The 23,714-nt window shown below is 59.6% G+C and carries 23 protein-coding genes, 1 other RNA gene and 1 pseudogene; 16 read left to right on the top strand and 9 right to left on the bottom strand.

Annotation, left to right across the window (positions count from 1 at the left end):
- Positions 1-29: 29 nt before the first annotated feature.
- Positions 30-1,703: a DNA repair protein RecN gene (gene recN / locus AC07W4_RS16245; RefSeq protein ID WP_495033091.1), complete on the top strand. Its 1,674-nt coding sequence runs from the start codon at positions 30-32 to the stop codon at positions 1,701-1,703.
- Between the two features lie 190 nt (positions 1,704-1,893).
- Here the strand turns inward: recN and fur are convergent, their stop codons facing one another.
- Entirely contained in the window at positions 1,894-2,298 is a 405-nt protein-coding gene (gene fur, locus AC07W4_RS16250; RefSeq protein ID WP_003197684.1) for a ferric iron uptake transcriptional regulator, read from the bottom strand.
- A gap of 97 nt (positions 2,299-2,395) precedes the next feature.
- Between fur and AC07W4_RS16255 the strand changes: the two genes are divergently transcribed.
- On the top strand, positions 2,396-2,923 hold the full coding sequence (locus tag AC07W4_RS16255; RefSeq protein WP_495033092.1) for an outer membrane protein assembly factor BamE: 528 nt from the start codon (positions 2,396-2,398) through the stop codon (positions 2,921-2,923).
- Between the two features lie 61 nt (positions 2,924-2,984).
- On the opposite strand, the gene AC07W4_RS16260 is transcribed toward AC07W4_RS16255, so the two are convergent.
- The 3 genes from AC07W4_RS16260 to AC07W4_RS16270 are packed head-to-tail and all read right to left on the bottom strand — an operon-like array spanning position 2,985 to position 5,137.
- Positions 2,985-3,299 carry an RnfH family protein gene (locus AC07W4_RS16260; RefSeq protein ID WP_008047471.1) on the bottom strand — a complete coding sequence of 105 codons (315 nt, stop codon included), beginning with the start codon at positions 3,297-3,299 and terminating at the stop codon, positions 2,985-2,987.
- Positions 3,292-3,726 (bottom strand): type II toxin-antitoxin system RatA family toxin, encoded by a 435-nt coding sequence (locus tag AC07W4_RS16265; protein ID WP_046038689.1) that lies wholly within the window; start codon positions 3,724-3,726, stop codon positions 3,292-3,294. Before AC07W4_RS16265 ends, AC07W4_RS16260 begins: the two co-directional genes overlap by 8 nt.
- 7 nt (positions 3,727-3,733) lie before the next feature.
- On the bottom strand, positions 3,734-5,137 hold the full coding sequence (locus AC07W4_RS16270; RefSeq protein ID WP_008047474.1) for a sodium-dependent transporter: 1,404 nt from the start codon (positions 5,135-5,137) through the stop codon (positions 3,734-3,736).
- A gap of 118 nt (positions 5,138-5,255) precedes the next feature.
- On the opposite strand from AC07W4_RS16270, the gene smpB reads away from it, so the two are divergent.
- Complete coding sequence (gene smpB / locus AC07W4_RS16275; protein ID WP_007993569.1) at positions 5,256-5,738, top strand: SsrA-binding protein SmpB; 483 nt, start codon at positions 5,256-5,258, stop codon at positions 5,736-5,738.
- 159 nt (positions 5,739-5,897) lie between these two features.
- Here smpB and AC07W4_RS16280 read toward each other — a convergent pair whose 3' ends face one another.
- Positions 5,898-6,665, bottom strand: a complete 768-nt coding sequence (locus tag AC07W4_RS16280; protein ID WP_495033093.1) for a GntR family transcriptional regulator — start codon at positions 6,663-6,665, stop codon at positions 5,898-5,900.
- Between the two features lie 261 nt (positions 6,666-6,926).
- Between AC07W4_RS16280 and AC07W4_RS16285 the strand changes: the two genes are divergently transcribed.
- The 8 genes from AC07W4_RS16285 to ssrA all read left to right on the top strand — a co-directional run bounded on the left by AC07W4_RS16285 (position 6,927) and on the right by ssrA (position 16,105).
- Entirely contained in the window at positions 6,927-8,621 is a 1,695-nt protein-coding gene (locus AC07W4_RS16285) for a lactate permease LctP family transporter (protein WP_495033094.1), read from the top strand.
- Positions 8,622-8,771: 150 nt separating this feature from the next.
- The gene (locus tag AC07W4_RS16290; RefSeq protein WP_008047478.1) at positions 8,772-9,596 is read left to right on the top strand and encodes a (Fe-S)-binding protein; all 825 of its coding nucleotides are present in this window, start codon (positions 8,772-8,774) and stop codon (positions 9,594-9,596) included.
- Positions 9,593-11,047 carry a LutB/LldF family L-lactate oxidation iron-sulfur protein gene (locus tag AC07W4_RS16295; RefSeq protein ID WP_495033095.1) on the top strand — a complete coding sequence of 485 codons (1,455 nt, stop codon included), beginning with the start codon at positions 9,593-9,595 and terminating at the stop codon, positions 11,045-11,047. The genes AC07W4_RS16290 and AC07W4_RS16295 overlap by 4 nt, the downstream gene beginning before the upstream one ends.
- A complete protein-coding gene (locus AC07W4_RS16300) occupies positions 11,047-11,718 on the top strand; it encodes a LutC/YkgG family protein (protein ID WP_495033096.1) in 672 nt (223 codons plus the stop codon). Before AC07W4_RS16295 ends, AC07W4_RS16300 begins: the two co-directional genes overlap by 1 nt.
- Positions 11,715-14,525 (top strand): FAD-binding and (Fe-S)-binding domain-containing protein, encoded by a 2,811-nt coding sequence (locus AC07W4_RS16305; protein WP_495033097.1) that lies wholly within the window; start codon positions 11,715-11,717, stop codon positions 14,523-14,525. The genes AC07W4_RS16300 and AC07W4_RS16305 overlap by 4 nt, the downstream gene beginning before the upstream one ends.
- A gap of 201 nt (positions 14,526-14,726) precedes the next feature.
- Complete coding sequence (locus AC07W4_RS16310; RefSeq protein ID WP_008047492.1) at positions 14,727-15,002, top strand: PA2433 domain-containing protein; 276 nt, start codon at positions 14,727-14,729, stop codon at positions 15,000-15,002.
- Between the two features lie 333 nt (positions 15,003-15,335).
- Positions 15,336-15,614, top strand: a complete 279-nt coding sequence (locus tag AC07W4_RS16315) for a PA2433 domain-containing protein (protein ID WP_008047494.1) — start codon at positions 15,336-15,338, stop codon at positions 15,612-15,614.
- Positions 15,615-15,708: 94 nt separating this feature from the next.
- Positions 15,709-16,105: a transfer-messenger RNA gene (ssrA, locus tag AC07W4_RS16320) on the top strand.
- A gap of 96 nt (positions 16,106-16,201) precedes the next feature.
- Here ssrA and AC07W4_RS16325 read toward each other — a convergent pair.
- Positions 16,202-16,465, bottom strand: a complete 264-nt coding sequence (locus AC07W4_RS16325; protein WP_495033098.1) for a hypothetical protein — start codon at positions 16,463-16,465, stop codon at positions 16,202-16,204.
- A gap of 202 nt (positions 16,466-16,667) precedes the next feature.
- On the opposite strand from AC07W4_RS16325, the gene AC07W4_RS16330 reads away from it, so the two are divergent.
- Entirely contained in the window at positions 16,668-17,129 is a 462-nt protein-coding gene (locus AC07W4_RS16330; protein ID WP_495033099.1) for an isochorismatase family protein, read from the top strand.
- A gap of 29 nt (positions 17,130-17,158) precedes the next feature.
- Here the strand turns inward: AC07W4_RS16330 and AC07W4_RS16335 are convergent, their stop codons facing one another.
- Positions 17,159-17,410, bottom strand: coding sequence for a helix-turn-helix transcriptional regulator (locus AC07W4_RS16335; RefSeq protein WP_495033100.1), 252 nt, complete (start codon positions 17,408-17,410; stop codon positions 17,159-17,161).
- A 418-nt stretch (positions 17,411-17,828) separates the two neighbouring features.
- Here AC07W4_RS16335 and AC07W4_RS16340 point away from each other — a divergent pair, with 418 nt between their 5' ends.
- Complete coding sequence (locus tag AC07W4_RS16340; protein WP_495033101.1) at positions 17,829-18,179, top strand: DUF6124 family protein; 351 nt, start codon at positions 17,829-17,831, stop codon at positions 18,177-18,179.
- A gap of 115 nt (positions 18,180-18,294) precedes the next feature.
- On the top strand, positions 18,295-19,701 hold the full coding sequence (locus AC07W4_RS16345; protein WP_495033102.1) for a DUF2252 domain-containing protein: 1,407 nt from the start codon (positions 18,295-18,297) through the stop codon (positions 19,699-19,701).
- A gap of 233 nt (positions 19,702-19,934) precedes the next feature.
- Here the strand turns inward: AC07W4_RS16345 and AC07W4_RS16350 are convergent, their stop codons facing one another.
- Together AC07W4_RS16350 and pmrG are read right to left on the bottom strand one after the other, a co-directional pair.
- Positions 19,935-20,768, bottom strand: coding sequence for a phosphatase PAP2 family protein (locus AC07W4_RS16350; protein ID WP_495033103.1), 834 nt, complete (start codon positions 20,766-20,768; stop codon positions 19,935-19,937).
- A 34-nt stretch (positions 20,769-20,802) separates the two neighbouring features.
- Positions 20,803-21,474, bottom strand: coding sequence for a lipopolysaccharide core heptose(II)-phosphate phosphatase PmrG (gene pmrG, locus AC07W4_RS16355; protein ID WP_495033104.1), 672 nt, complete (start codon positions 21,472-21,474; stop codon positions 20,803-20,805).
- Positions 21,475-21,869: 395 nt separating this feature from the next.
- Between pmrG and AC07W4_RS16360 the strand changes: the two are divergent.
- A pseudogene (locus tag AC07W4_RS16360) lies at positions 21,870-22,796 on the top strand (methyl-accepting chemotaxis protein); the annotation flags it as partial.
- Positions 22,791-23,654, top strand: coding sequence for a methyl-accepting chemotaxis protein (locus tag AC07W4_RS16365; protein WP_371317832.1), 864 nt, complete (start codon positions 22,791-22,793; stop codon positions 23,652-23,654). The pseudogene AC07W4_RS16360 and the gene AC07W4_RS16365, both read left to right, overlap by 6 nt.
- The last annotated feature ends 60 nt before the right edge of the window (positions 23,655-23,714 follow it).

A 23,714-nucleotide genomic window follows, 5' to 3' on the forward strand; every position in this document is an offset into this window, starting at 1 on the left:
ACCAGACCTAACACCTGGGAGCGGCCCATATGCTGGTGCACCTGTCCGTACACAACTACGCCATCGTTGAACATCTCGATCTCGAACTCGATCGCGGGATGAGCGTGATCACCGGGGAAACCGGCGCGGGCAAGTCGATCATGCTCGATGCGCTGGGCCTGACCCTGGGCGATCGCGCCGACAGCGGCGTGGTCCGCCCCGGCGCCGACAAGGCCGATATCCTGGCCACCTTCGATCTGGTCGACATTCCGGAAGCCAGCGCCTGGCTGGCCGAGCGCGACCTCGAGAACGACGGCCCGTGCATCCTGCGCCGGGTCATCACATCCGAAGGACGTTCGCGCGGCTACATCAACGGCACGCCCTGCCCGCTTGGCGACCTCAAAGCGCTGGGCGAGCTGCTGATCGACATTCACAGCCAGCACGAACACCAATCCCTGCTCAAAACCGATACCCACCGTCGCCTGCTCGATGAATATGCCGGCGCGACCGATCTGGCCCGCCAGGTTCAACTCGCCGCCCAGCGCTGGCGCCAGACTCGCCAGGAGCTGGAGCGACTCTCCAACTCCGGCGACGAGCAACGCGCCCGCCATCAGCTGCTCAGCTATCAACTCGAAGAACTGGAGAACCTTGGCCTTGGCGACAACGAGCTGGAGCAACTGGAACAGGAACACAAGAACCTGACCAACGCCGAGACCTTGCTCGGGATCTGCCGGCAAGTCGTCGAGCAATGCAGTGAAAGTGATTCCGGAAATGTACTGAATGCCCTCACCGCCAGCCTCAACCGCCTGTCGAGCGTGAACAGCTCGATCGGTGCGCTGGGCGAGGCCAGCAGCCTGTTGACCAGCGCACAGATCCAGGTTGAAGAGGCCGTAGGTGAGCTCAACCGCTTCCTCGACAACTTCGATGCCGATCCGTCGCGCCTTCAATACCTCGAAGAACGCCTCGACGCGATCTACACCCTGGCGCGCAAACACCGCATCCAGCCGACCGAAGTCGCCGAGATGCAGCAGAAACTGCTGGATGAAATCGAAACCCTCAACGCCAACGACGAATCCATCGAGCGGCTGAGCGACGAGCTCTCTTCATACGCTCGCCATTATCAGGAAAAGGCTCGGGAACTGAGCGACCTACGTCATCAAGCCTCGAGCAGCCTGGCCAGCGCCGTGGAACAGGAAATCCAGCGCCTGGGCATGCCAGGCGGGCGCTTCACCATCGAACTGCGCCCAAACAGCAGCGACGAACTGCTGCCTAACGGACTTGAACAGGTTGAACTGCTGGTCAGCGCCAACCCGGGCCAACCATTGAAAGCCTTGGCAAAAGTCGCATCCGGAGGCGAACTGTCACGGATCAGCCTGGCGATCCAGGTGATCACCGCGCAGACCTCCCGTGTACCGACCCTGGTGTTCGACGAAGTCGATGTCGGCATTGGCGGTCCAACCGCGGAAATCGTCGGCCAGCTGCTGCGCAGGCTCGGCGAGCGTGGGCAGGTACTGACCGTGACCCACTTGCCGCAGGTGGCGGCGCAAGGTCATCAACATCTATTTGTGCATAAAGTGCGCGGCGAAGATGCCACCCGCACGGCCGTTTCCAAACTGAGCAAAAACGACCGCGTCGAAGAAGTCGCACGGATGCTGGGGGGCATAGATCTCACCAAGGAATCCCTGGCTCACGCCAAGAAAATGGTCGTCACTGCAAAAATCTAAAACGAACCCTGCAGGAGCTGCCGCAGGCTGCGATCTTTTGACGTTGCCCTTTCTAAAAGCACAGATCAAAAGATCGCAGCCTGCGGCAGCTCCTACAGGATCCATGTGCAAACCAGCACAGCAGAAAGCACGAAGGCGACCCTGGGGTCGCCTTCGTTCGTTTCGCGAACCTCAAGTTCGCGCGACATGCTTACTTTTTCTTGCGCACGTACAGCACCAGATTGTGATCAACCATCTCGAAGCCATACTTGTCGACGATTGCTTTCTGAAGCCGCTCGATTTCTTCGTCGAAGAATTCGATCACTTCGCTGGTTTCGACGTTGACCATATGGTCGTGATGCTTTCCGTCGTCCAGTTCGAAGACCGCATGGCCTCCGTCGAAGTTGTGCCGCACCACAAGGCCAGCTGCCTCGAACTGGGTCAGTACACGGTAAACCGTGGCCAGACCGACGTCCTCACCAGCCTCCATAAGGGCCTTGTAGACATCCTCGGCACTCATGTGGCGCTGCTCGGCGGAATCGAGCATTTGCAGAATTTTGACCCGTGGCAGGGTCACTTTGAGGCCGGCTTTGCGTAGTTCGCTATTTTCAACCATGGTCAGCTTTCTCGCGATGCTGCTTCGCAGCTTCTCTTAATGCGGGTATGATCGGCGTTTACGTTGTCCCAGCCAAGATAGTGGAAGTCGCCCACCGATGCAAAACACCAAGCTCTTGCTAACCAGTTTCACCTTTGTGGGACTGCTCGCACTCGCCGGTTGTTCATTCCCCGGGGTTTACAAAATCGACATCCAGCAGGGCAATGTCGTCACGCAGGACATGATAGACCAGTTACGCCCGGGAATGACCCGTAAGCAAGTACGGTTTATCATGGGCAACCCTCTGCTGACTGACACGTTCCATGCCGATCGCTGGGATTATCTGTACAGCCTGCAACCGGGTGGCGGTGAACGCCAACAGGAACGCATCAGCGTTATCTTCAACCCAAATGATCAGCTTGTCAGCCTCTCTGGTGATTTCATGCCAGGGGTGAGCCGTGACGAAGCCATTCTCGGCAAGGACAGCGGCACGACGGTGACGGCCCCGGCAGAAAACGTCGAGAAGCCAAAACCGGAAAAACCGGTCAAGCCAGGTTCGTTGCTGGATCAGATCCAGAAGGACGTCGACGGTGTAGAAACCGTTCCGGTCCCGACGCCGCAACCACTGGATACCTCGCCGCAATAATTTGCGACGCAATAAAAAGCCCGGCATACCCGGGCTTTTTATTGTCTGGCGTTTCAGCCATTCACTGATTCCGCGCCTTGGCCTCGGCAGCTTTCGCCGCCCGCAGTCGGCGCACCTCTTTCGGATCGGCCAGCAACGGGCGGTAAATCTCGATGCGATCCCCGGCCTGGACTGCCCGACTCTCCGGGTCAGCCACCACCTTGCCGAAGATCCCCACAGGACAATGGGTCAGATCCAGCTCCGGAAATTCTTCAGCCACGGCCGACCTGAGCAAGGCCGCACGCACGGTCGTTCCGACAGGCACGGCCACTGTCAGCAGCACCTGACGGTCTACGGCCGCGTAGACCACCTCGACTTCAATCATGACCTCAACCATGTATCTGCTTGGCGCGCTGGCAGAACGCATCCACCAAAGTGTTCGCCGCCTGATTGAACAGTGGCCCCAAGGTGGCACGAACCAGCGGCCCGGCATAATCGAACGACAGATCGAGGCTGATCTTGCAGGCTTTGTCAGTCAGCGCCTTGAATACCCAGATGCCATGCAATTGGGTGAAAGGGCCCTCTTCGAGGTTCATTTCGATCGACTGCCCCGGAACCAGCGTGTTTCGCGTGACGAAATGCTGGCTGAGGCCGCCCTTCGCCACGCCGACGCTCGCCCGCATATGCTCGGGTGAGCTCTCCAGGACTTCGGCCGAGGAACACCACGGCAGAAACTCCGGGTAGCGCGCCACGTCGTTGACCAGGTCATACAGCGCTTGCGCCGGGTACGGCAGCAAGGCCGAACGTGAAATGTGTGTCGTCATGTCAGCGTCACTTCCACAGCTGGGCGGCAAACACTACGAGAATGCCGATGGGCGCCACATAGCGCATCAAGAACAAGGACAGGCCAAACAGCACAGGGTTGCGGATCGACAACTCGTCGCGCACCGCTTCACGCCCCATGATCCAGCCCGCAAACACCACGAAACACAAACCGCCAAGCGGCAACATGAGTCGCGAGGTGAAGAAATCGATCACACCGAAGAAGTCCAGGCCACCGGTTGCTCCCCATTGGTAGAGGTGGAACATCCCGCCTTCGTTCACGAAGAACTTGGCCTCCTTCCAGATATTGAAGGAGAACACCGTGCCCAGGCCGACAAACCAGCAACTGAACGCCAGCCAGAAGGTGACCCAGGCACGACTCACTTTAGTGCGCTCGACCAGGTAGGCCACCATCGGTTCCAGCAGGGAAATCGCCGAACTCCAGGCAGCGACCGCCACCAGCACGAAGAACACCACCCCCATCAATTGCCCGAACGCCACGTTACCGAAGGCAAAGGGCAGGCTGACGAACATCAGCCCCGGCCCTTCGCTCGGATTCAGGCCCGCCGCGAAAACAATCGGAAACAATGCCAGGCCGGCCACCAGGGAAACGAAGGTATCGAGCAGCGCCACACCAACAACCGTCCCTGAAATCGACGAGTTCTTCGGCATGTAGGCCCCGTAGATCATGATCGAGCCGACGCCCACGCTCAGGGAAAAGAACGCATGCCCCATCGCGGGCAGCAAGCCATCCAGGACCTTTTCCGGGTGGAAGTCGAACATGAAATGCACGCCTTCCATGAAATGCCCGGTGGTCATGCTGTAGCCCAGCAGCACGAGGATCATCACGAACAGCAGCGGCATCATGATGCGCAAACTGCGTTCAAGCCCGGCAACCACGCCCTTGGCGATCACCACCGCGGACAACAGCATGAAAATCGTGTGCCAAAGTGTCAGGCGCCAGGGATCGGCGATCACATTGCCGAAGTAAGCCCCCACCTGATCAGGCGTCGCCCCCTGGAAGTCGCCACGGCCCATGTCGATGATGTAGTCCAGCGACCAGCCGCCGACCACACTGTAGAACGACAGTATCAGCAACGCCGTGATCATCCCGGCAAACGCGCCCCAGGACCATTTGGCCGAGTGCCCCGCCTCCACCGCCAGTATCTTCAAGGCATTGGCCGGACTCTGCCGGGCACGCCGGCCGATCAGGGTTTCCGCCAGCATGACCGGCACTCCGATCAGCGCGATGCAGGCCAGAAACATCAGCACGAAGGCACCGCCGCCATAGACGCCGACCATGTACGGGAATTTCCAGATACTACCCAGCCCCACGGCCGAACCGGTCGCGGCGAGTATGAAGACCCAGCGGCTAGCCCAACTGCCGTGGACAGAAACCTTGTCTGTCGACATCGTTATCACGCCCAAGCGTTCAAAAAAGAGGCCGCATTGTCCGGGATTCAATCAACCTGCTCAAGCACGTAGCAACACCGTAGCCGACTCGCGTGCAACTCCCTATAATGCCGCCCCTATGGCTAAACAGAAGAAACACCCAACAGGGACCATCGCGCAAAACAAAAAGGCGCGACACGATTACTTCATCGAACATCGTTTCGAGGCTGGTCTGGTCCTGGCCGGCTGGGAAGTAAAAAGTCTGCGGGCAAGCAAGCTGCAGCTGGTTGACAGCTACGTGCTGCTCAAGGATGGCGAAGCCTGGCTGCTCGGCAGCCACATCACGCCCCTGACGACCGCCAGTACCCACGTCATCGCTGACCCGGTGCGCACCCGCAAGTTGCTGCTCAACCGGCGCGAGCTGGAAAAGCTGGCCGCTGCCGTGCAGCAAAAGGGTTACGCCTGCGTGTGCCTGTCCTGGTACTGGAGCAAGCACATGGTCAAGTGCGAGATCGCCCTGGGCAAGGGCAAGAAGGAATACGACAAGCGCGATACCGAACGCGAACGCGACGCCGGTCGCGAATTGCAGCGTGCGGTGCGCAACAAGGGCAAGGAAGAGTAATTCTTTCGCCTTGAGGTCCCCTTCGCGGGCAAGTCGGATCGCCGCACCGCCGCTCCCACAGGGTTTCAGGGTTGCCGCAAAAACTATTGGCAGCCACAGACCTTGTGGGAGCGGGCTTGCCCGCGAAAGCAATCTCACAAACGATATAGAACCGACTGGCTACATCCCCTTGCGCCGCTCCGCCCGGGCCATGCGCTGCACTTCCTGACGCACCTCTTCCAGCACTTCCTGCACATACAGAATGTGTCGACTGGAAACTTCCCGCGCCTGCTCCGCCCGCCCCTCGATAATCGCCTGATACAACTCCCGATGCTGCATGATCAGCATGTCGCGGGTTTCAGTGCGTTGTTTGTACATGCCACCGATGTTGGTCACCACGTTGCGCTTGAGCAGGTCGAACAGCCCACGAATGGTATGCAGCAACACGGCATTGTGGCTGGCCTCGGCGATCGCCAGATGAAACCTGGCATCCGCCGCACCCTCTTCGGCACGACTCACCTGTTCGTGACGCGAATAACAGTCCTGCAATTCATTGAATGCCGCGGTCAACCGCTCGCGATCCACATCCGTAGCACGCAGCGCCGCGTAGTAAGCGCAAGACGCTTCCAGCGTATGGCGAAACTCCAGCAGATCGCGTTGCGCCTCGGGGTTGCTTTCCAGCAGCTGCAACAAAGGATCGCTGAAGGTGGTTCCCAGCGATTCCACCACATAGTTGCCGCCACCCTGACGACTGACCAGCAGGCCCTTGGCGGTCAGCTTCTGAATGGCTTCGCGCAATGAAGGGCGTGACACGCCAAATTGCTCGGCCAGCGCGCGCTCGGCCGGCAAGCGCTCACCCGCTTTGAGCGTGCCCTCGAGGATCATGCCCTCAAGCTGCTCGACAATATCGTCAGACAAACGGCGCTGACGAATCTGATCAAACCCCATAACTCGACTTCTCCACGATCCGACGGCTCGCCGGGGCTCTATTCTGGCCTATCGGCGCCGCGCCAGCACCTGCCACAACGCATTTGGTCATACCAGACGGACGACCTGCGCACTTCGCATAAGACAAAAGTTTTAGGGCGGCAAATTGACACACCGCCTACAAGGCTTTTACCCTAGCCAACAGCGATTGTAAATTGGTCTTACCAATTATCCAAGAACGCTGATCAGTGCCTGACCAACAACAATTAGGGGCCACCCCATATGCAAACCTGGCAACAGCTCTATACCCCGCTCGGCAGCCTCGGCCTGTCCGCACTCGCAGCCGTCATCCCCATCGTGTTTTTCTTCCTGGCTTTGGCCGTGTTCCGCCTCAAAGGGCATGTGGCCGGCAGCATTACCCTGGCTTTGTCGATCCTGGTGGCGATCTTCGCTTTCCAGATGCCGGTCGATATGGCGTTCGCCGCCGCCGGGTATGGCTTCGCTTATGGCCTGTGGCCGATTGCCTGGATCATCGTGGCAGCGGTGTTCCTCTACAAACTGACGGTCAAGAGCGGGCAGTTTGAAGTCATCCGCAGTTCGGTCCTGTCGATCACCGATGACCAACGCCTGCAGGTGCTGCTGATCGGCTTCTGCTTCGGTGCATTCCTGGAAGGTGCCGCCGGTTTCGGCGCACCGGTGGCGATTACCGCCGCACTCCTTGTAGGACTGGGCTTCAACCCACTGTACGCCGCCGGCTTGTGCCTGATCGCCAACACCGCGCCGGTGGCCTTCGGCGCCTTGGGTATTCCGATCATCGTTGCCGGACAAGTCACCGGCATCGACGCGTTCAAGATCGGCGCCATGACCGGCCGCCAACTGCCGCTGCTGTCGCTGTTCGTGCCGTTCTGGCTGGTGTTCATGATGGACGGCCTGCGCGGCGTGAGGGAAACCTGGCCGGCAGCCCTGGTGGCCGGCTTGAGCTTTGCCGTGACCCAGTACTTCACCTCGAACTTCATCGGCCCGGAACTTCCGGACATCACCTCGGCCCTGGCCAGCCTGATTTCCCTGACCCTGTTCCTGAAAGTCTGGCAACCAAAACGCGCCGCCGGCCAACACATCGTCGGCGCCGTCTCGGCCTCCGTGGTGAGCGCAAGCGTCGGTGGCTTCGGCCAGAAGCGCACCACCGTGGCTTCGCCTTACAGCCTCGGGGAAATCTTCAAGGCCTGGTCGCCGTTCCTGATCCTGACCGTACTGGTCACCATCTGGACGCTGAAGCCGTTCAAGGCGATGTTCGCCGCCGGCGGTTCGATGTATAGCTTCGTGTTCAACTTTGCGATCCCGCATCTTGATCAAATGGTGATCAAGGTCGCGCCGATCGTGGCTGCGCCAACGGCTATACCGGCAGTGTTCAAACTGGACCCGATTTCCGCCACCGGCACGGCGATTTTCTTCTCGGCGCTGATCTCGATGCTGGTGCTGAAGATCAACCTCAAAATTGGTCTTACCACTTTGAGGGAGACCTTCTACGAGCTGCGCTGGCCGATCCTGTCCATCGGCATGGTGCTGGCGTTCGCCTTCGTCACCAACTACTCGGGCATGTCCTCGACCATGGCCTTGGTGTTGGCAGGCACCGGTGCAGCCTTCCCGTTCTTCTCACCGTTCCTCGGCTGGCTGGGCGTGTTCCTCACCGGTTCCGATACCTCGTCCAACGCCCTGTTCAGTTCGCTGCAAGCGACCACCGCGCATCAGATCGGTGTCAACGACACCTTGCTGGTGGCGGCGAACACCAGCGGCGGCGTGACCGGCAAGATGATCTCGCCACAATCGATCGCCGTGGCCTGCGCCGCGACCGGCCTGGTGGGTAAAGAATCGGATCTGTTCCGCTTCACCCTCAAGCACAGCCTATTCTTTGCAACGATTGTCGGCTTGATCACGTTGGCCCAGGCCTACTGGTTCACCGGCATGCTGGTGCACTAAGGGCTACAGGCAACACGATAAAAACCGACGCCGGGCCACGCCCCCGGCGTCCGCTATTCACACCCCGGTCTGTAAGGCTGCTGAAAGCTTCCATCACTATATTCAGCAGCCTCACCAGACGTATAACCGGGACCACCCGGAGACCGCCTGATGAGCGAGCTTTTTTACAACGCCGTGCCGAATGCGACCCGTGTCGCCCCGCCACTGCCCGAGCCTCGGCAATACCCCAGCGAAAAACCGTCACGGGTCTACCTGTTCGGGACCTGCGTGGTCGATTTGTTCTACCCCGAAGCCGGGATGGATGCGATCCACCTGCTGGAGCGCGAAGGCATTCGTGTCGAATACCCGCAAGGGCAAAGCTGCTGCGGCCAACCGGCCTACACCTCGGGTTACACCGAACAGGCAAGGACCGTGGCGCGCTCACAACTGGCGCTGTTTGCCGGCGACTATCCGGTGGTGGTGCCGTCGGGTTCTTGTGCGGGCATGCTGCGCGAACATTACGCCGACTTGTTCAAGGACGAGCCGGACACGTTGAAACAGGTTCAGGCCCTGGCGGCCAGAACCTTTGAGCTGGCCGAGTTCCTGTTGTTTGTCTGCAAGGTGCAACTCAAGGACAGCGGCGAGCCGGTAAAAGTGGCGCTGCACACCTCGTGTTCGGCACGCCGTGAAATGAACACCCACCTGCACGGCCGCGAGTTGTTGGCGCAGTTGAGCAATGTGGAGCGGGTCAATCACGATCACGAAAGTGAGTGCTGTGGCTTTGGTGGGACATTCAGCGTCCGTATGCCAGACATTTCCGGCGCGATGGTGGCTGACAAGACCCGGGCGCTGAAGGAGTCCGGAGCGCACAAGGTATTGAGTGCCGACTGCGGCTGTTTGATGAACATCAACGGCTCGCTGGAAAAACAGCAGGAAGCGTTACGCGGTCAGCATCTGGCCAGTTTCCTCTGGCAGCGAACCGGAGGTGCGAAATGAGCACCTCGACGATTATTCCTACGGTTGCCATAGAAGAAGATTTCCGCACCCGCGCCCACAACGCGCTGGGTGACGCGCAATTGCGAGGCAACTTTCGCAAGGCGATGGATTCACTGATGAGCAAACGGGCAGCGGCGTTCAGCGATGCCCATGAAAGAGAACACTTGCGCGCCCTGGGCAATGCAATCCGTGCCCGCGCGCTCTCCAGGTTGCCCGACCTGCTCGAGCAACTGGAACAGAACCTGACCCGCAACGGTGTGACAGTGCACTGGGCGGAAACGGTGGACGAGGCCAATGGCATCGTCCTTTCGATCATCCGCGCTCACGAGGGGCGGCAAGTGATCAAGGGCAAATCGATGGTCAGCGAAGAGATGGAGATGAACCATTTCCTCGCTGAACAGGGCATTGAATGCCTGGAATCGGACATGGGCGAGTACATCGTCCAGCTCGACCACGAGAAGCCTTCACACATAATCATGCCGGCAATCCACAAGAACGCCGGTCAGGTCGCGTCCTTGTTCCACGACAAACTTGGCGTGGAATACACCAAGGACGTAGACCAACTCATTCAGATCGGCCGCAGAGTCCTGCGGCAGAAATTCTTCGAAGCGGACATCGGCGTCTCCGGCGTCAACTTCGCCGTGGCCGAAACCGGCACCTTGCTGCTGGTGGAAAACGAAGGCAACGGCCGCATGACCACCACGGTGCCACCGGTGCACATCGCCGTCACCGGCATCGAAAAAGTCGTGGAAAACCTGCGCGACGTAGTGCCACTGCTGTCGCTGCTGACCCGCTCGGCCCTGGGCATTCCGATCACCACCTACGTCAACATGATCTCCGGCCCACGCAAGGAGCATGAACTCGACGGCCCGCAGGAAGTGCACCTGGTACTGCTCGACAACGGCCGCAGCCAGGCCTTTGCCGACAGCGAACTGCGCCAGACCCTGAACTGCATACGCTGCGGCGCCTGTATGAATCATTGCCCGGTCTACACCCGAATTGGCGGCCATGCCTATGGGGAGGTTTACCCAGGCCCTATCGGAAAAATCGTCACCCCGCACATGGTCGGCCTGGCGAAAGTCCCGGATCACCCGAGCGCCTCGTCGCTGTGCGGCGCCTGCGGCGAGGTCTGTCCGGTGAAAATCCCGATCCCTGCTTTGCTGCGACGCCTGCGGGAAGAAAACGTCAAGGCCCCGGACAGCCCCAATCAAGTGATGCGTGGCCAGGGCAGCAAGTATTCGCGCAAGGAGCGGTTCATCTGGAATGCCTGGGCGAAGCTCAACAGCTCGCCGACGCTGTATCGCCTGTTCGGTTTCTTCGCCACCCGTTTGCGCGCCCTCACGCCGAGCAACATCGGCCCGTGGACGCAAAACCACAGCGCACCAAAACCCGCCGCCCGCTCGCTGCATGACATGGCCCGCGAACATTTGGCCAAACAGGGAGACCGCTGATGAGCACCAAGCAAAATATCCTCGCCAAACTGCGCAAAAGCCTGACAGGCACCACGCCGGTGGCCGACAACTTCGATGTCGATCTGGTGACCCAGCCTTACACCTACGCGCCTGAGCAACGCATTGCGCAACTGCGCAAGTTGATGGAAGCGGTGCACACGGAAATTCATCTGACGTCCGGCCAAGAGTGGCCGACGCTACTCGCGCAATTGCTGCGGGACCGCCAGTTGCCGAGTCTGCTGATCGCACCGACAACGCCCCACGGTCAACGGATCACGCAGCACTGGGCGAATAATCCCGGCCTGCCAATGCTCAAGGCCTACGACCGTCCGGTTGAAGAATGGAAAGCCGAGCTGTTCAACGACACCCCGGCGAGCCTGACCACCACCCTCGGCGCCATCGCTGCCACGGGCAGCCTGATTCTCTGGCCGACACGTGAAGAGCCGCGCCTGATGAGCCTGGTGCCACCGGTGCATTTCGCCCTGCTCAAGGCCAGTGAAATCCGCGACAACTTCTATCAGGTGCAGCAGGAGTTCGAATGGGCCCAGGGCATGCCGACCAACGCGTTGCTGGTATCCGGCCCGTCGAAGACCGCCGACATCGAGCAAGTGCTGGCGTACGGCGCCCACGGTCCGAAGGACCTGGTGGTACTGATCCTGGAGGACCAATGAGTCTACCGGCCGCTTTCCTGCGTGATGCACAGCTACTGATTCCCCAAGAGCGACGTTTCGATGACCCGCTGTCGACCCTGGCTTTCGGCACCGACGCCAGCTTCTATCGATTGATTCCACAACTGGTGATCCGCGTCGAATCCGAAGATGAAGTGGTGGCGCTGCTGCAACTGGCGCAACGGGATCAGGTGCCGGTGACTTTCCGCGCCGCCGGTACCAGCCTGTCCGGGCAAGCCATCAGCAACTCGGTGCTGATCGTGCTGGGGGATAACTGGAACGGCCGCGAGATCCGCGACCAAGGCACGCAAATCCGCCTGCAACCGGGGGTGATCGGCGCCCAGGCCAATGCCTGGTTGGCACCGTTCGGCCGCAAGATCGGTCCGGACCCGGCCTCGATCAACGCCTGCAAGATCGGCGGCATCGTCGCCAACAATGCCAGCGGCATGTGCTGCGGCACGGCGCAAAACACCTATCACACCCTGGCCGGCATTCGTCTGGTGCTGGCCGACGGCAGTCGCCTCGATACTGAAGATGCCGCCAGTGTCGCGGCATTTCGCCAAAGCCACGCCGCCCTGCTGGAGCGCTTGGCGATCCTGGGCCGCGAGACCCGGGCAAACGCCGAACTGGCTGCGAAAATTCGCCACAAATACCGTCTGAAAAATACCACCGGCCTGTCGCTCAATTCCCTGGTGGATTTCGACGAGCCTGTGGATATCTTGAGCCACTTGCTGGTGGGCTCCGAAGGCACGCTCGGGTTCATCAGTGCCGTGACCTACGACACGGTGATCGACCATCCGAACAAGGCCTCGGCGCTGATCGTTTTCCCGGACGTGGAAACCTGTTGCAACGCAGTGACTGTGCTGAAAAGCCAACCGGTATCAGCCGTGGAACTGCTGGACCGACGCAGCCTGCGCTCGGTGCAGGACAAACCCGGCATGCCCGCTTTCGTACAGCATCTGTCGAACAATGCCTGCGCCTTGCTGATCGAATCCCGCGCCGCGTCGTCCACCTTGCTGCACGAGCAACTGGCACAGATCATGGCGTCGCTGAAGGCGTTCCCGGTGGAAAAGCAGGTCGACTTCACCGAAGACCCGCAGGAAAACGCCCGTCTCTGGGCCATCCGCAAAGACACCTTCCCGGCCGTCGGCGCAGTGCGCAAGACCGGCACCACGGTCATCATCGAAGACGTCACCTTCCCGGTCGAGCAACTGGCCATCGGCGTCAACCGCCTGATCGAACTGTTCGACAAACATCACTACGACGAAGCGATCCTTTTCGGACACGCCCTGGAAGGCAATCTGCACTTCGTCTTCACCCAAGGCTTCAACAGCCCGGAAGAAGTCGCACGCTATCAGGCGTTCATGGACGACGTGGCGCAACTGGTGGCGGTGGAGTTCGGCGGTTCGCTGAAAGCCGAACACGGCACCGGGCGCAACATGGCACCGTTCGTTGAACTGGAATGGGGCAGCGATGCCTACCAGTTGATGTGGCAACTCAAACGACTGCTCGACCCCAACGGCATTCTCAACCCGGACGTGGTGCTCAGCGAAGATCCACAGATCCACCTCAAGCACCTCAAGCCCTTGCCCGCCGCTGACGAGATTGTGGACAAGTGCATCGAATGCGGTTTCTGCGAGCCGGTTTGCCCGTCGAAAGGACTGACCCTGAGCCCGCGCCAGCGCATCGTGATCTGGCGCGACATTCAGGCGAAGAAACGCGCGGGGATCGATACGTCCGAACTCGAAGCCGCTTACGACTATCAAGGCATCGATACGTGCGCCGCCACCGGCCTGTGCGCACAACGCTGCCCTGTAGGCATCAATACCGGCGAGCTGGTGAAAAAGCTGCGTAGCCGGAAGGCGACGCATACGAAAACCGCCAACTGGCTTGAAGGAAACTTCGCCACGGCTCTGCAAGGTGCACGCTTCACCCTGCACGTGGCCAATGGCGCGCGGATGTTACTGGGGGCGCCGAGATTGGCGAAGTTGTCGGCGACGTTGACGCGCCTGTCCAAGGGTCAGGTCCCGCAATGGACCAACGCGATGCCGCAACCGGAAAAAGCCATTCGCTTCAGCCCGACGGTGACGGACGCACGCCCGCGCGTGATCTATCTGGCGGCCTGTGTATCCCGCGCCATGGGCCCGGCAGCGGGCGATACGGAGCAAATGTCGTTGCACGACAAGACCCGAGGCCTGCTGGAAAAGGCCGGCTACCAGGTAGTGTTCCCGGACAACCTGGACAACCTTTGCTGCGGCCAGCCATTCGCCTCCAAAGGCTATGCAGAACAGGCCGAGCACAAACGACAGGAACTGATCGGCGCCCTGCTCCACGCCAGCCGTGGCGGGCTCGACCCGATCTACTGCGACACCAGCCCCTGCACCTTGCGCCTGGTTCAAGACCTCGGCGAGGTCCGTCTGGACCTGTACGACCCGGTACGCTTCATCCGCACGCACTTGATGGATCGTCTGGCTTTCACGCCTCAGGAGGCGCCGATCGCCGTGCACGTAACCTGCAGCACCCAGCACCTTGGGGAAAGCCAGGCGTTGATCGATCTGGCGCGCAAGTGCAGCAAACACGTGATCATTCCCGAAGGCATTCACTGCTGCGGCTTCGCCGGTGACAAGGGCTTCACCACCCCGGAACTGAACGCCCACTCGCTGCGCACGCTCAAGGACGCGGTGCAACAGTGCAGCGAAGGGATTTCCACCAGCCGCACCTGTGAGATCGGTCTGACGCAACATGGCGGCATTGACTACCACGGACTAGTCTATCTGGTGGACCGCGTTACCCAGGCTAGGGAGCCCTGAAATCTGGACATCAAGGCTGGCACATTAATGCGCCTCTCTTGATGCTTCTCGCCGGAATCAACAGTTCTACAGCAGAAAAAAGAACCCTGATGTGCCGCCGCAGTCCACTGATCAAGTCCCGCCAATGCGGGACCTTCCCAAAACTCGGTAGACCGATTTGATGGCCAGCAAAGTCTGGTCCTTCAGTTCAAGGAGAAACACATGAATCGTTCTGTGCTGTTAGGTTTGTTTGTTGCTGCTTCCATCATGGCTTCCACTTCGTTTGCGGCCGAAAAAGACCTATGCGCGGTCAACCTGCAAACCATCGAAAACGGCAAGGCACAGATTCCTCCGGAAATGACTGAGCAGGTAAAAGCCTCCGTCGAGCAAGCCAAGGCCGACCAGGCAAAAGGCACCAAGGAAGGCATTGATGATTGCGTCGCCGAGACCAACGACATCATCAAGGCCGTCACCGACTCGAAAAAAGGCGGGAAGTAACCCGGTTCACGGCCAACCTTCGGGTTGGCCTTCCGGGCCGCGCAGACGTACATCAACAACGGAGTACTGGCAGCCGGGAGTTCACAAAGCCCGGCTGCGCCCGCTACGAAGCAAACCAAAACCCGCCAGTTGCGGGTTTTGTTGCATCTGGGGTCTGGAAATGTGTAACCCCCATCGCTGGAAAAGCTCGGCACATTTTCTGAAAAAACCGAATTCTTGCGCTGAATCGTAGTCTTTGAGGTAGGCCCCGTCAGATCGTGGCTGATTTTTCGGGCTCGGCTTGACCGTCCGCTCCTACGACAGCACCGAGACCATCAGCTCAAGGAGATACCCATGAAACGAACCACACTCGCTGGCCTGTTCATTTCAGCTGCAATGCTGGCCTCTCCTGTATTTGCTGCGGACAACAACCTTTGTACGAGCAAGTTGCAAGAGCTCAAAGGCAAGGTCAGTGCGCTGCCGGCGACCTCCACAAACACCTCAATGGAGATCAAAAGGCTGATGTCCAGCGCCGAAGCCTCACAAGCCTCCGGAGACGACAAAAAATGCGTCACCGAGGCCACCCAGGCATTGGCACTCGCAGACAGACAGAGCACCCAACCAACCCCATGATCTGTGGCGGTCAACCTTCGGGTTGGCCTTCCGGGGCGTGATGACGTACACTGTACAGGCCTGCTGCTCAATTGATTCACAGAGCATCAGGCTCGGGGCCGTTTAGGATTCGACGCCGGTTGCGAAACTTTAGGTGCATGCCGAGTTGGTAACAGAACTCGTAAATCCACTGTTGCAACTACTTATAGTTGCCAATGACGATAACTACGGCCAGGAATTCGCTCTCGCTGCGTAAGCAGCCTTAGCCCTGAGCTTCTGGTACCTTCGGGTCCAGCAATCACCAGGGGATGTCTGTAAACCCAAAGTGATTGTCATATAGAACAGAATCGCCGTGCAGTACGTTGTGGACGAAGCGGCTAAAACTTACACAACTCGCCCAAAGCACCCTGCCCGTCGGGTCGCTGAGGGTTAACTTAATAGACACGGCTACGCATGTAGTACCGACAGCGGAGTACTGGCGGACGGGGGTTCAAATCCCCCCGGCTCCACCAATTGAGACACCAACAAAGCCCGCCTTGTGCGGGCTTTGTTGTTTCTGGCTGTACCGCAAGCCCTGCAACCGTCGGAAGCTGGACCCGGGCCAACGATCAGTACTTGATATCCCGGGCCGTGCGACGGGTATCCTGCTTGGTACTGCGCTTGTCCTGGCGACATTCCACGTTGCTCTTGTCATTGCCCTTTCTGCATTCATCCTTGGTTTGCCGTGCAGTGGATCGCCCTTCCTGCCTGGTATCGCGAGCTTCACGCCGCTGTTCACCCTGCTCGGTCGCGTAGACGGGTAACGTCACCCACTGCACGCCAGCGGCGATGAGCAGCGTCGCCAGGGCTTTCAAGTAGTGCTTGTGAATCATGACTTTTCTCCAATTCAACATCGCTCGGTCGCTTCGTTCGCTCCCCCAGGCATTCAGCGAAAACGTGAGTTACATCGTACGCCCACAACTCACAAAAGCACTTTGTGGCAGGTAAAATCTGACGATAGGGTCACATGGACAGTCGCGCAATGCCGTTATGTGCACAGCCGCCCCTAAAACTGCCATCACCTCGGAGTAGCCCATGCGCCAAGCCCTCCTGATCATCGACGTACAACCCGGCTTCGCCCCGCCGCAATGGCTGATCAACGGTATCCAGGCGCTCATCGGCACCCTGCCCAGTGTCGCCACGGTCGAGCGCCATGACGAATCCATAACTCCCTTCGAAAAACAGCTCGGCTGGCACCCCGCGCCGGACGATGACAGCCTGATCCCGGCCGACCGCATCTTTATCAAGCACGGCTACGCGCCCACACCGGAAACCATCGACTACCTGAGAAGCCTCAACGTCGAACGCGTGCTGGTGTGTGGCCTGCAGACCGAGACCTGCTGCCTGGCGGCGGGGTTTGCGCTGTTTGATGCGGGTTTGCAACCGACGTTGATTACGGATTTGACGGTGGGGTCATCGCTGGACCGGACAGGCGGGTTGGGGGTCAGGCTTTGGGAGCATCATTTCAAGCACACGGTGAAATTGGCGGATTTGTAAGCTGTTGCGTTCACGTCAATGAGGTGGTTTCACTCGAACAATTCGCCTAGCTCTTCAAGCGTCGGCAATGCAGCAGGAATGACCGAAAGCTCACAATCCAATGCGCACAAGACTCGGGCATACGCGACCATGGCAACGGTGGAAGTCCCCTGTTCCACGGCAATGACTTTCTGTCGTGGCAGTCCGGAAAGCTCGGCAACTCTTGCTTGCGTCAACCCGTGACTCTTACGCTTTTCACGTATTTGGCGCCCTAGGCGGGATAGCAGAAGAGATTGATCCATGTTCGATTTCCGTGACATTGGTGATCAAATGTATTGCATGCAGGACATTACTACGAATCGATTTGACTCAGCATCCAAGCGGATGCCCTTCTCGACGCCTTCCTCACGTCCTAGGACATTTCCCGCAAAACGCATCGCCTTTCATGAACTGGCGGACGCAGCTTCTCGACGATAGCCTTCAGGGGTCGCCTAAAACCGGCGATCGGCTTTGACAGGCTGAAAAGTGTACTCTTCACACCTCCCAGATCAGGCGACATGCTTTCACGCATGTAGTCACGATTATGGCGGCTGTGCGCGGGGCACCTTCGGGTGCACCGGGTTCTTACACTTCCGGTCTGTCAACCCGCGTATAGCTGCCACCCAATCCTGTTTGACAGCAGGGGATGGCAGCTTCTTCAACAGTGTGAGGAATGCCATTTTGAAAAAGCAAAGCCCTAATCCGCCAGACTCAACAACCGAAACACCCGACTTATCCAACCTCTCCAAAACCACCGAACCCGCCATCAGCGCCCGCCTGCGCAACCCCAATCACCTCGACCCCGTCAGCCACGTCTTCACCATCCGCCCCGACATAGACACGCCGTCCCTGCTCACCCACGCCAGCGAAACCCTCGCCTCGCTCAACGTCATGAGCACCGACCTTGCCTGCGATCTTGAGAGTTCACGTCGCAACATCGCCCTGGCAATCCAGCAACTGGCCGTGCTGGCGCAATTGCTGGTGAACAGTGCCCTGGACAACATCGCGCCACTCGACGAAGCAGAGGCTTGAGATGGATCGATACATGCCGATGCCAGACAGGTCAGTCGCCGGGCAAACACGAACCCACAAAGCCCTTCTACACTCCATTCGCAAACGCCCTACAACACCCGTCGAATAGGCCCCCATGACCACCCTCACCGACCGTTTGAAGCAAGGCAAGGATGCGCGCAAGAAGTGCTCGCGCAGTTCGCAGGCTTCCCTGGGCAATGTCGATCGCGACCCGATACCGCTGATCAAGGCGTCGAGTGAGGGACGCATCAAATCGCTGGTGGAGCTGCGCTACGGGCGCATGCTGGTGTCACCGTTCACCTTCTATCGCGGCAATGCGCTGCTGCAGGCCCACGACCTGGCGGGCACCTCGAACATGGGGCTGGTGTCGCCGATTTGTGGCGATAGCCACTTGATGAACTTCGGCGGTTTCGCAACGCCTGAACGCAACCTGCTGTTCAGCGTCAACGACTTCGATGAAGCCCATCCCGGGCCGTGGGAGTGGGACTTGAAACGCCTGGTGGCGAGTTTTCTGGTGGCCGCCCGCGACTTGCGCCATGGCGAGTCGGTTGAAGAAAGCATCTGCCATGAGGTGGTGAGTGCCTATCAGAAAACCATGCTCGAATGCGCCGAACAAAGTTCGCTGGAAACCTGGTACGAATCCATCAGCTATAACGACTTGCTGGCGCAGGCCAACAAAAGCACCCTGGAACACGTGGAACGCGCCATCGAAAAAGCCGAGCGTCGCACCCATGCCGAACTGCTGCCAAAAATCAGTGATCGCGACGCCCATGGGCGTCTGATCATTCGCGATGACCTGCCGGAAATTTTCCACCTGCACAAGAACACCACGCTGCTGGACGCCGATGATGACTGGTTGCGCCTCTCGGACTGGCGCCCGCTCTACGACACCTTCATGCGCGACTATCGCGGCACCCTGCAAGCGGACCGCCGTGAACTGCTGTCGCGTTTTCACGTGCAGGACATGGCCTTCAAAGTGGTGGGCGTCGGCAGTGTCGGCACCCGTTGCCTGGTGGCGCTGCTGACCGACGATCAGCAGTTCCCGCTGTTCCTGCAATTCAAGGAAGCGCGGCGCTCGGTGCTCGCCGGCTATGTGAAGTCCAGGTCGCGGGTGCGGCATGAAGGGCAGCGGGTGGTCGAGGGTCAACGCTTGATGCAATCGGCCAGCGACCTGTTCCTCGGCTGGACCACCGGGCCCAGCGGGCGGCATTTCCATGTGCGGCAATTGCGCGATATGAAAATCTCGGCCGAACTCGAGACCTTCGATGGCGAAGCCTTCGCGGCCTACGGCCGGCTTTGCGGCCGGGCCTTGGCTCGCGCCCACGCCAAGTCTTCGGGGCAGGCGGCGGTGATCAGCGGCTACATCGGCAAGAGCGAGGCATTGGCCGATGCGCTCTATAAGTATGCCCGGGGTTATACCGAGCAGAACGAGCGTGATTTCGAGCGCTTCCAGCAAGCCTGCCGCAAGGGCCGTTTACGTGCACGGTCGGAAGCCGACTTTGCCGCCGATCATTTGCCGTAGCGGTGTCGCAGGCTCTGGTGCGGGGGTTTTGATCGACATGAATTTTTCTTCACCCCACCCCCTCGCGCAAGCCTGTACATTGCACTCGCTCATTCAAGAAACTACGGTTTGCCCGCCCTCCCGCGGGCTTTTTTTTGCCTGCGAATTCGTAATCCGAGACTCACTGAAGGTTTCCTCGGGCAACAAAAAACCCGCCCCCTTTCGAGATGCGGGTTTTGCGGTTCAACAACAACTCAATTCACAGATTGAGTCTGAGCCGTCGGCACCGGTTGTTGCGCTTTGGAGAGCACGGGCTGTTCCAGCCTCGCTCGCCCGTAGAACGCCAGCGCCGTCAACAAACACGCCAGCCACACGAAAATCCCGGCCCAGAAGGTGTGGGACATGTAGTGCCACCCTTGTAGTACCCGTGTGGTGCCATAGATGAAACCGAGGGTCAGCGAGCCGTACATGATCGCTTTGGAATAGCGCCAGCGATAACGACGAGCCACGAAGTACAAGGCCAGCATGGTGAAGCCGCCCGACGCATGTCCGCCCGGCCAGCAGCGACCGTCACCGGCGGGTTTGAGCAGGTCGAAATTTTCATACCACTCAATGTGCTCCATTTTGCCGCCGTACAGGGTGGTCTCGACCGGGCAATACACGCTGGTGTGGCCCTTGAGGTAGTGAATGACCCCGGTGCTGATGGAGAACGCGAACACCACGTAGAGAAAGTCGCGTCGATGGCGGGTGGCAAAGCGCAGTACCGGTGCGACTTTGATTTTTTCCAGGAAAGCGATGATTTTCGAGTGTTTTTCAGCCTTCAGGCGCGGCCAGAGAAACGACAGCAAGGCACCGATAATCGCAATTTCGCCGGTCCAGTTCGGAATGATCCGCGCCCATTTGTGGGTGATTTTTTCGAACAGATGGACCTGGTCCAACGGGTACGTCTGCGTCACCGGATCAAAAAAGTAATTGTTGAAGGCGATGTCGATGCTGGTCATGTCGAACATCAGGAACACCGCGACCGCGCAGGCCAGCGGAATACCAAAGTTCACCCAATAAAAGCGGTAGCGGGAGGCGGTCTGCATGGTGAATCCTGATTCAGAATGAAGAGGGAAAAACTCAATGAGTACTCACCGAACTCCAGTCGGAAGCGTCGATGAAGCCAAGCATGCGGGGAGTCTGTGGGGTTTCGGCGGAAATAAACAGTGAAGCGCCATAACCCAGGGTCGAAGGCGGTAACTCGAGGTCTTTTTCCAGTTGCTCCATGCACTCGCTGTGAGTCACCAGAATCAGGTTACGCCCGGCCACTTTATGCGCAAGCGCCTCGCGCAGCATGACGCCCTTACAACTGATCAACCAGTCTTCCCCCGCGCCAACCTTGTTGAACATGTAGTTGGCAGTCTGTGCCGTGCGCAGGATCGGGCTGTGGTAGATATCGGCCTTGCCCAGGCCAAGATTTTTGAACTGTGCCCCAAGGCTCTCGGCAACACGACGAGAACGCTCGGTAATGCCATCGTTGCCAACCAGGCAAGGCGCCGAGGAGTGATCGCAGCGCTCGACGTGGCGCACCAGCACGATGATGTCGCCCTTGGCCCATCCCGTCATCAAGGCCTGTGCCCCGGCCACATTGCCGTGAGCCAGGTCCGGCGCGGTGGCGGGACGCAACAAGAACAAGGTCAGCGGAATGACCAGCAGCGCCGAGGCCAGCACCACCGCAGCGTTGCGAAAACGAGCGAAGCGGTTCAGATCGATCGAGCGTTTTATCCCGAAAAGACTCAGTCTTAATTCCACATCACGCCGCCTCGCCAGCAAACACTGCCTCATTAGATCCCGGCAGGTTAAAGAAAGGTGCGTCGGTGACTGGTGAAACCTATGTGAAAAAAAGCTTAAAAGCGCTGTAAAAATCTTGTTACAGAAACCCTGCGGAAAAATCCTTTCAGCTCCCGGGATTGCTGCCGATACATCCTGCTTACACAGCTTGGCGGCTTCCAAAAAAAACAATCTTCCAGCCAACCGACGATAAAGAAGTACCAAGTTCCTGGAGGAATGTGATGAATAGCTGGTTCGGCAACATCAGCGTGAACCTGAAACTGGGCCTGGGGTTTGGCCTGGTCCTGGCACTGACCTGCGTCCTGGCCCTGACCGGCTGGACCAGCCTGGGCGGGTTGATCGACCGCAGCAACTGGATGAGCGACATCACCCAGCTCAACGCCGGCCTGACCAAACTGCGCGTGGTTCGCCTGCAATACATGCTGACCAACGGCGACGAAACCGCCGCGCAGAGCGTACAGACCACCCTCGACGCTTTCTCGGCCCAGCAGCAAGCCCTGCTGGCAAAGTTCAAGAGCCCGGAAAACCTCAAGCTGCTGCGAGAGCAAGGCGCCGTCATCGACGCCTACAGGACGTCCCTGGGCAAGATGCGCAGCGCCTATCGCGCCGGCAACAGCGCCCGCGACGCCATGAGTGCCAACGCCGAAACCGCCAACACGCTGATCAATGACATCAACACCCGCGTGCAGCAAATGCCGTTGAGCGACCAGCGTTTCGAACAGTTCCAGGCCATCACCGCGGCCAAGGAAGCGTTCCTGCTGGCCCGCTACGAAGTGCGCGGCTACACCGCCAGTACCAATGCCGAGACCGAGCAAAAAGCGGCCGGCCAACTGGACGCCGCCATCGCCAGCCTGAAACCGCTGAACGTGCACTTCGCCGACTCCCGGCAAGACGCCCTGCGTCAGCTGGAAACCGCGCTGGGCAACTACCGCAGCGCCTTGCAGGCCTACAAGACCGCCAGCAATGACGCAGTGCAAGCGCGCAAGGAAATGACCGACCAGGGCGCCGCCATCGTGTCCCAGAGCGATCAGCTGTACCAGATCCAGCTCGACCGTCGCGACGCCGAAAGCGCCCGGGCGCGCACGCTGCAACTGATCAGCACCCTGCTGGCACTGCTGGTGGGCATCATTGCCGCCGTGGTCATCACTCGCCAGATCACCCGACCATTGCGCGAAACACTGGCGGTGGTCGATCGCATCGCCAGCGGTGACCTGTCCCACAACGTGCTGGTTACCCGTCGCGACGAACTCGGCGTGTTGCAGCAAGGCATCGCACGTATGGGTGTGACCCTGCGCGACTTGATCAGCGGCATCCGCGACGGCGTCACCCAGATCGCCAGCGCCGCCGAAGAGCTGTCGGCCGTGACCGAGCAGACCAGCGCCGGGGTCAACAGCCAGAAAGTCGAGACCGATCAGGTAGCCACCGCCATGCACGAGATGACCGCCACCGTGCAGGAAGTCGCGCGTAACGCCGAAGAAGCCTCGCAAGCCGCGGCGGCGGCGGACGGCGAAGCCCGTGAGGGTGACAAAGTGGTCAACGAAGCCATCGCCCAGATCGAGCGCCTGGCCAGCGAAGTGGTGCGCTCCACCGAAGCCATGAGCGTGCTGCAACAGGAAAGCGACAAGATCGGCAGCGTCATGGACGTGATAAAGGCCGTCGCCGAGCAGACCAACCTGCTGGCGCTCAATGCCGCCATCGAAGCGGCCCGTGCCGGTGAAGCCGGTCGTGGTTTTGCGGTGGTGGCTGACGAGGTCCGTGGCCTGGCCCAGCGCACGCAGAAGTCCACCGAGGAAATCGAAGGCCTGGTGGCCGGCCTGCAGAACGGCACGCAACAAGTGTCGGCCGTGATGAACAACAGTCGCGTCCTCACCGACAGCAGCGTGGCCCTGACCCGCAAGGCCGGCGAGTCACTGGAGAGCATCACCCGCACGGTGTCGAACATCCAGTCGATGAACCAGCAGATCGCCGCTGCGGCCGAACAGCAAAGCGCCGTGGCTGAGGAGATCAGCCGCAGCATCATCAACGTGCGTGATGTGTCGGAACAGACTGCTGCTGCGAGCGATGAGACCGCCAAGTCCAGCGTTGAGCTGGCGCGGTTGGGTGGTCAGTTGCAGCAGATGGTGAGCCACTTCCGCGTCTGACCGTATACCTGCGGTGATTGGAAGACCCATTCTTGGGCAAGCCCGCTCCCACAGGTAAAG

It is taken from the genome of Pseudomonas sp. GW821-FHT02A08, from assembly GCF_059422045.1.

Bases quoted from the DNA above. Each gene is read 5' to 3' on its own strand.
- recN (WP_495033091.1), top strand. From the start codon at position 30: ATGCTGGTGCACCTGTCCGTACACAACTACGCCATCGTTGAACATCTC.
- fur (WP_003197684.1), bottom strand. From the start codon at position 2,298: ATGGTTGAAAATAGCGAACTACGCAAAGCCGGCCTCAAAGTGACCCTG.
- AC07W4_RS16255 (WP_495033092.1), top strand. From the start codon at position 2,396: ATGCAAAACACCAAGCTCTTGCTAACCAGTTTCACCTTTGTGGGACTG.
- AC07W4_RS16260 (WP_008047471.1), bottom strand. From the start codon at position 3,299: ATGGTTGAGGTCATGATTGAAGTCGAGGTGGTCTACGCGGCCGTAGAC.
- AC07W4_RS16265 (WP_046038689.1), bottom strand. From the start codon at position 3,726: ATGACGACACACATTTCACGTTCGGCCTTGCTGCCGTACCCGGCGCAA.
- AC07W4_RS16270 (WP_008047474.1), bottom strand. From the start codon at position 5,137: ATGTCGACAGACAAGGTTTCTGTCCACGGCAGTTGGGCTAGCCGCTGG.
- smpB (WP_007993569.1), top strand. From the start codon at position 5,256: ATGGCTAAACAGAAGAAACACCCAACAGGGACCATCGCGCAAAACAAA.
- AC07W4_RS16280 (WP_495033093.1), bottom strand. From the start codon at position 6,665: ATGGGGTTTGATCAGATTCGTCAGCGCCGTTTGTCTGACGATATTGTC.
- AC07W4_RS16285 (WP_495033094.1), top strand. From the start codon at position 6,927: ATGCAAACCTGGCAACAGCTCTATACCCCGCTCGGCAGCCTCGGCCTG.
- AC07W4_RS16290 (WP_008047478.1), top strand. From the start codon at position 8,772: ATGAGCGAGCTTTTTTACAACGCCGTGCCGAATGCGACCCGTGTCGCC.
- AC07W4_RS16295 (WP_495033095.1), top strand. From the start codon at position 9,593: ATGAGCACCTCGACGATTATTCCTACGGTTGCCATAGAAGAAGATTTC.
- AC07W4_RS16300 (WP_495033096.1), top strand. From the start codon at position 11,047: ATGAGCACCAAGCAAAATATCCTCGCCAAACTGCGCAAAAGCCTGACA.
- AC07W4_RS16305 (WP_495033097.1), top strand. From the start codon at position 11,715: ATGAGTCTACCGGCCGCTTTCCTGCGTGATGCACAGCTACTGATTCCC.
- AC07W4_RS16310 (WP_008047492.1), top strand. From the start codon at position 14,727: ATGAATCGTTCTGTGCTGTTAGGTTTGTTTGTTGCTGCTTCCATCATG.
- AC07W4_RS16315 (WP_008047494.1), top strand. From the start codon at position 15,336: ATGAAACGAACCACACTCGCTGGCCTGTTCATTTCAGCTGCAATGCTG.
- AC07W4_RS16325 (WP_495033098.1), bottom strand. From the start codon at position 16,465: ATGATTCACAAGCACTACTTGAAAGCCCTGGCGACGCTGCTCATCGCC.
- AC07W4_RS16330 (WP_495033099.1), top strand. From the start codon at position 16,668: ATGCGCCAAGCCCTCCTGATCATCGACGTACAACCCGGCTTCGCCCCG.
- AC07W4_RS16335 (WP_495033100.1), bottom strand. From the start codon at position 17,410: ATGGATCAATCTCTTCTGCTATCCCGCCTAGGGCGCCAAATACGTGAA.
- AC07W4_RS16345 (WP_495033102.1), top strand. From the start codon at position 18,295: ATGACCACCCTCACCGACCGTTTGAAGCAAGGCAAGGATGCGCGCAAG.
- AC07W4_RS16350 (WP_495033103.1), bottom strand. From the start codon at position 20,768: ATGCAGACCGCCTCCCGCTACCGCTTTTATTGGGTGAACTTTGGTATT.
- AC07W4_RS16365 (WP_371317832.1), top strand. From the start codon at position 22,791: ATGGGTGTGACCCTGCGCGACTTGATCAGCGGCATCCGCGACGGCGTC.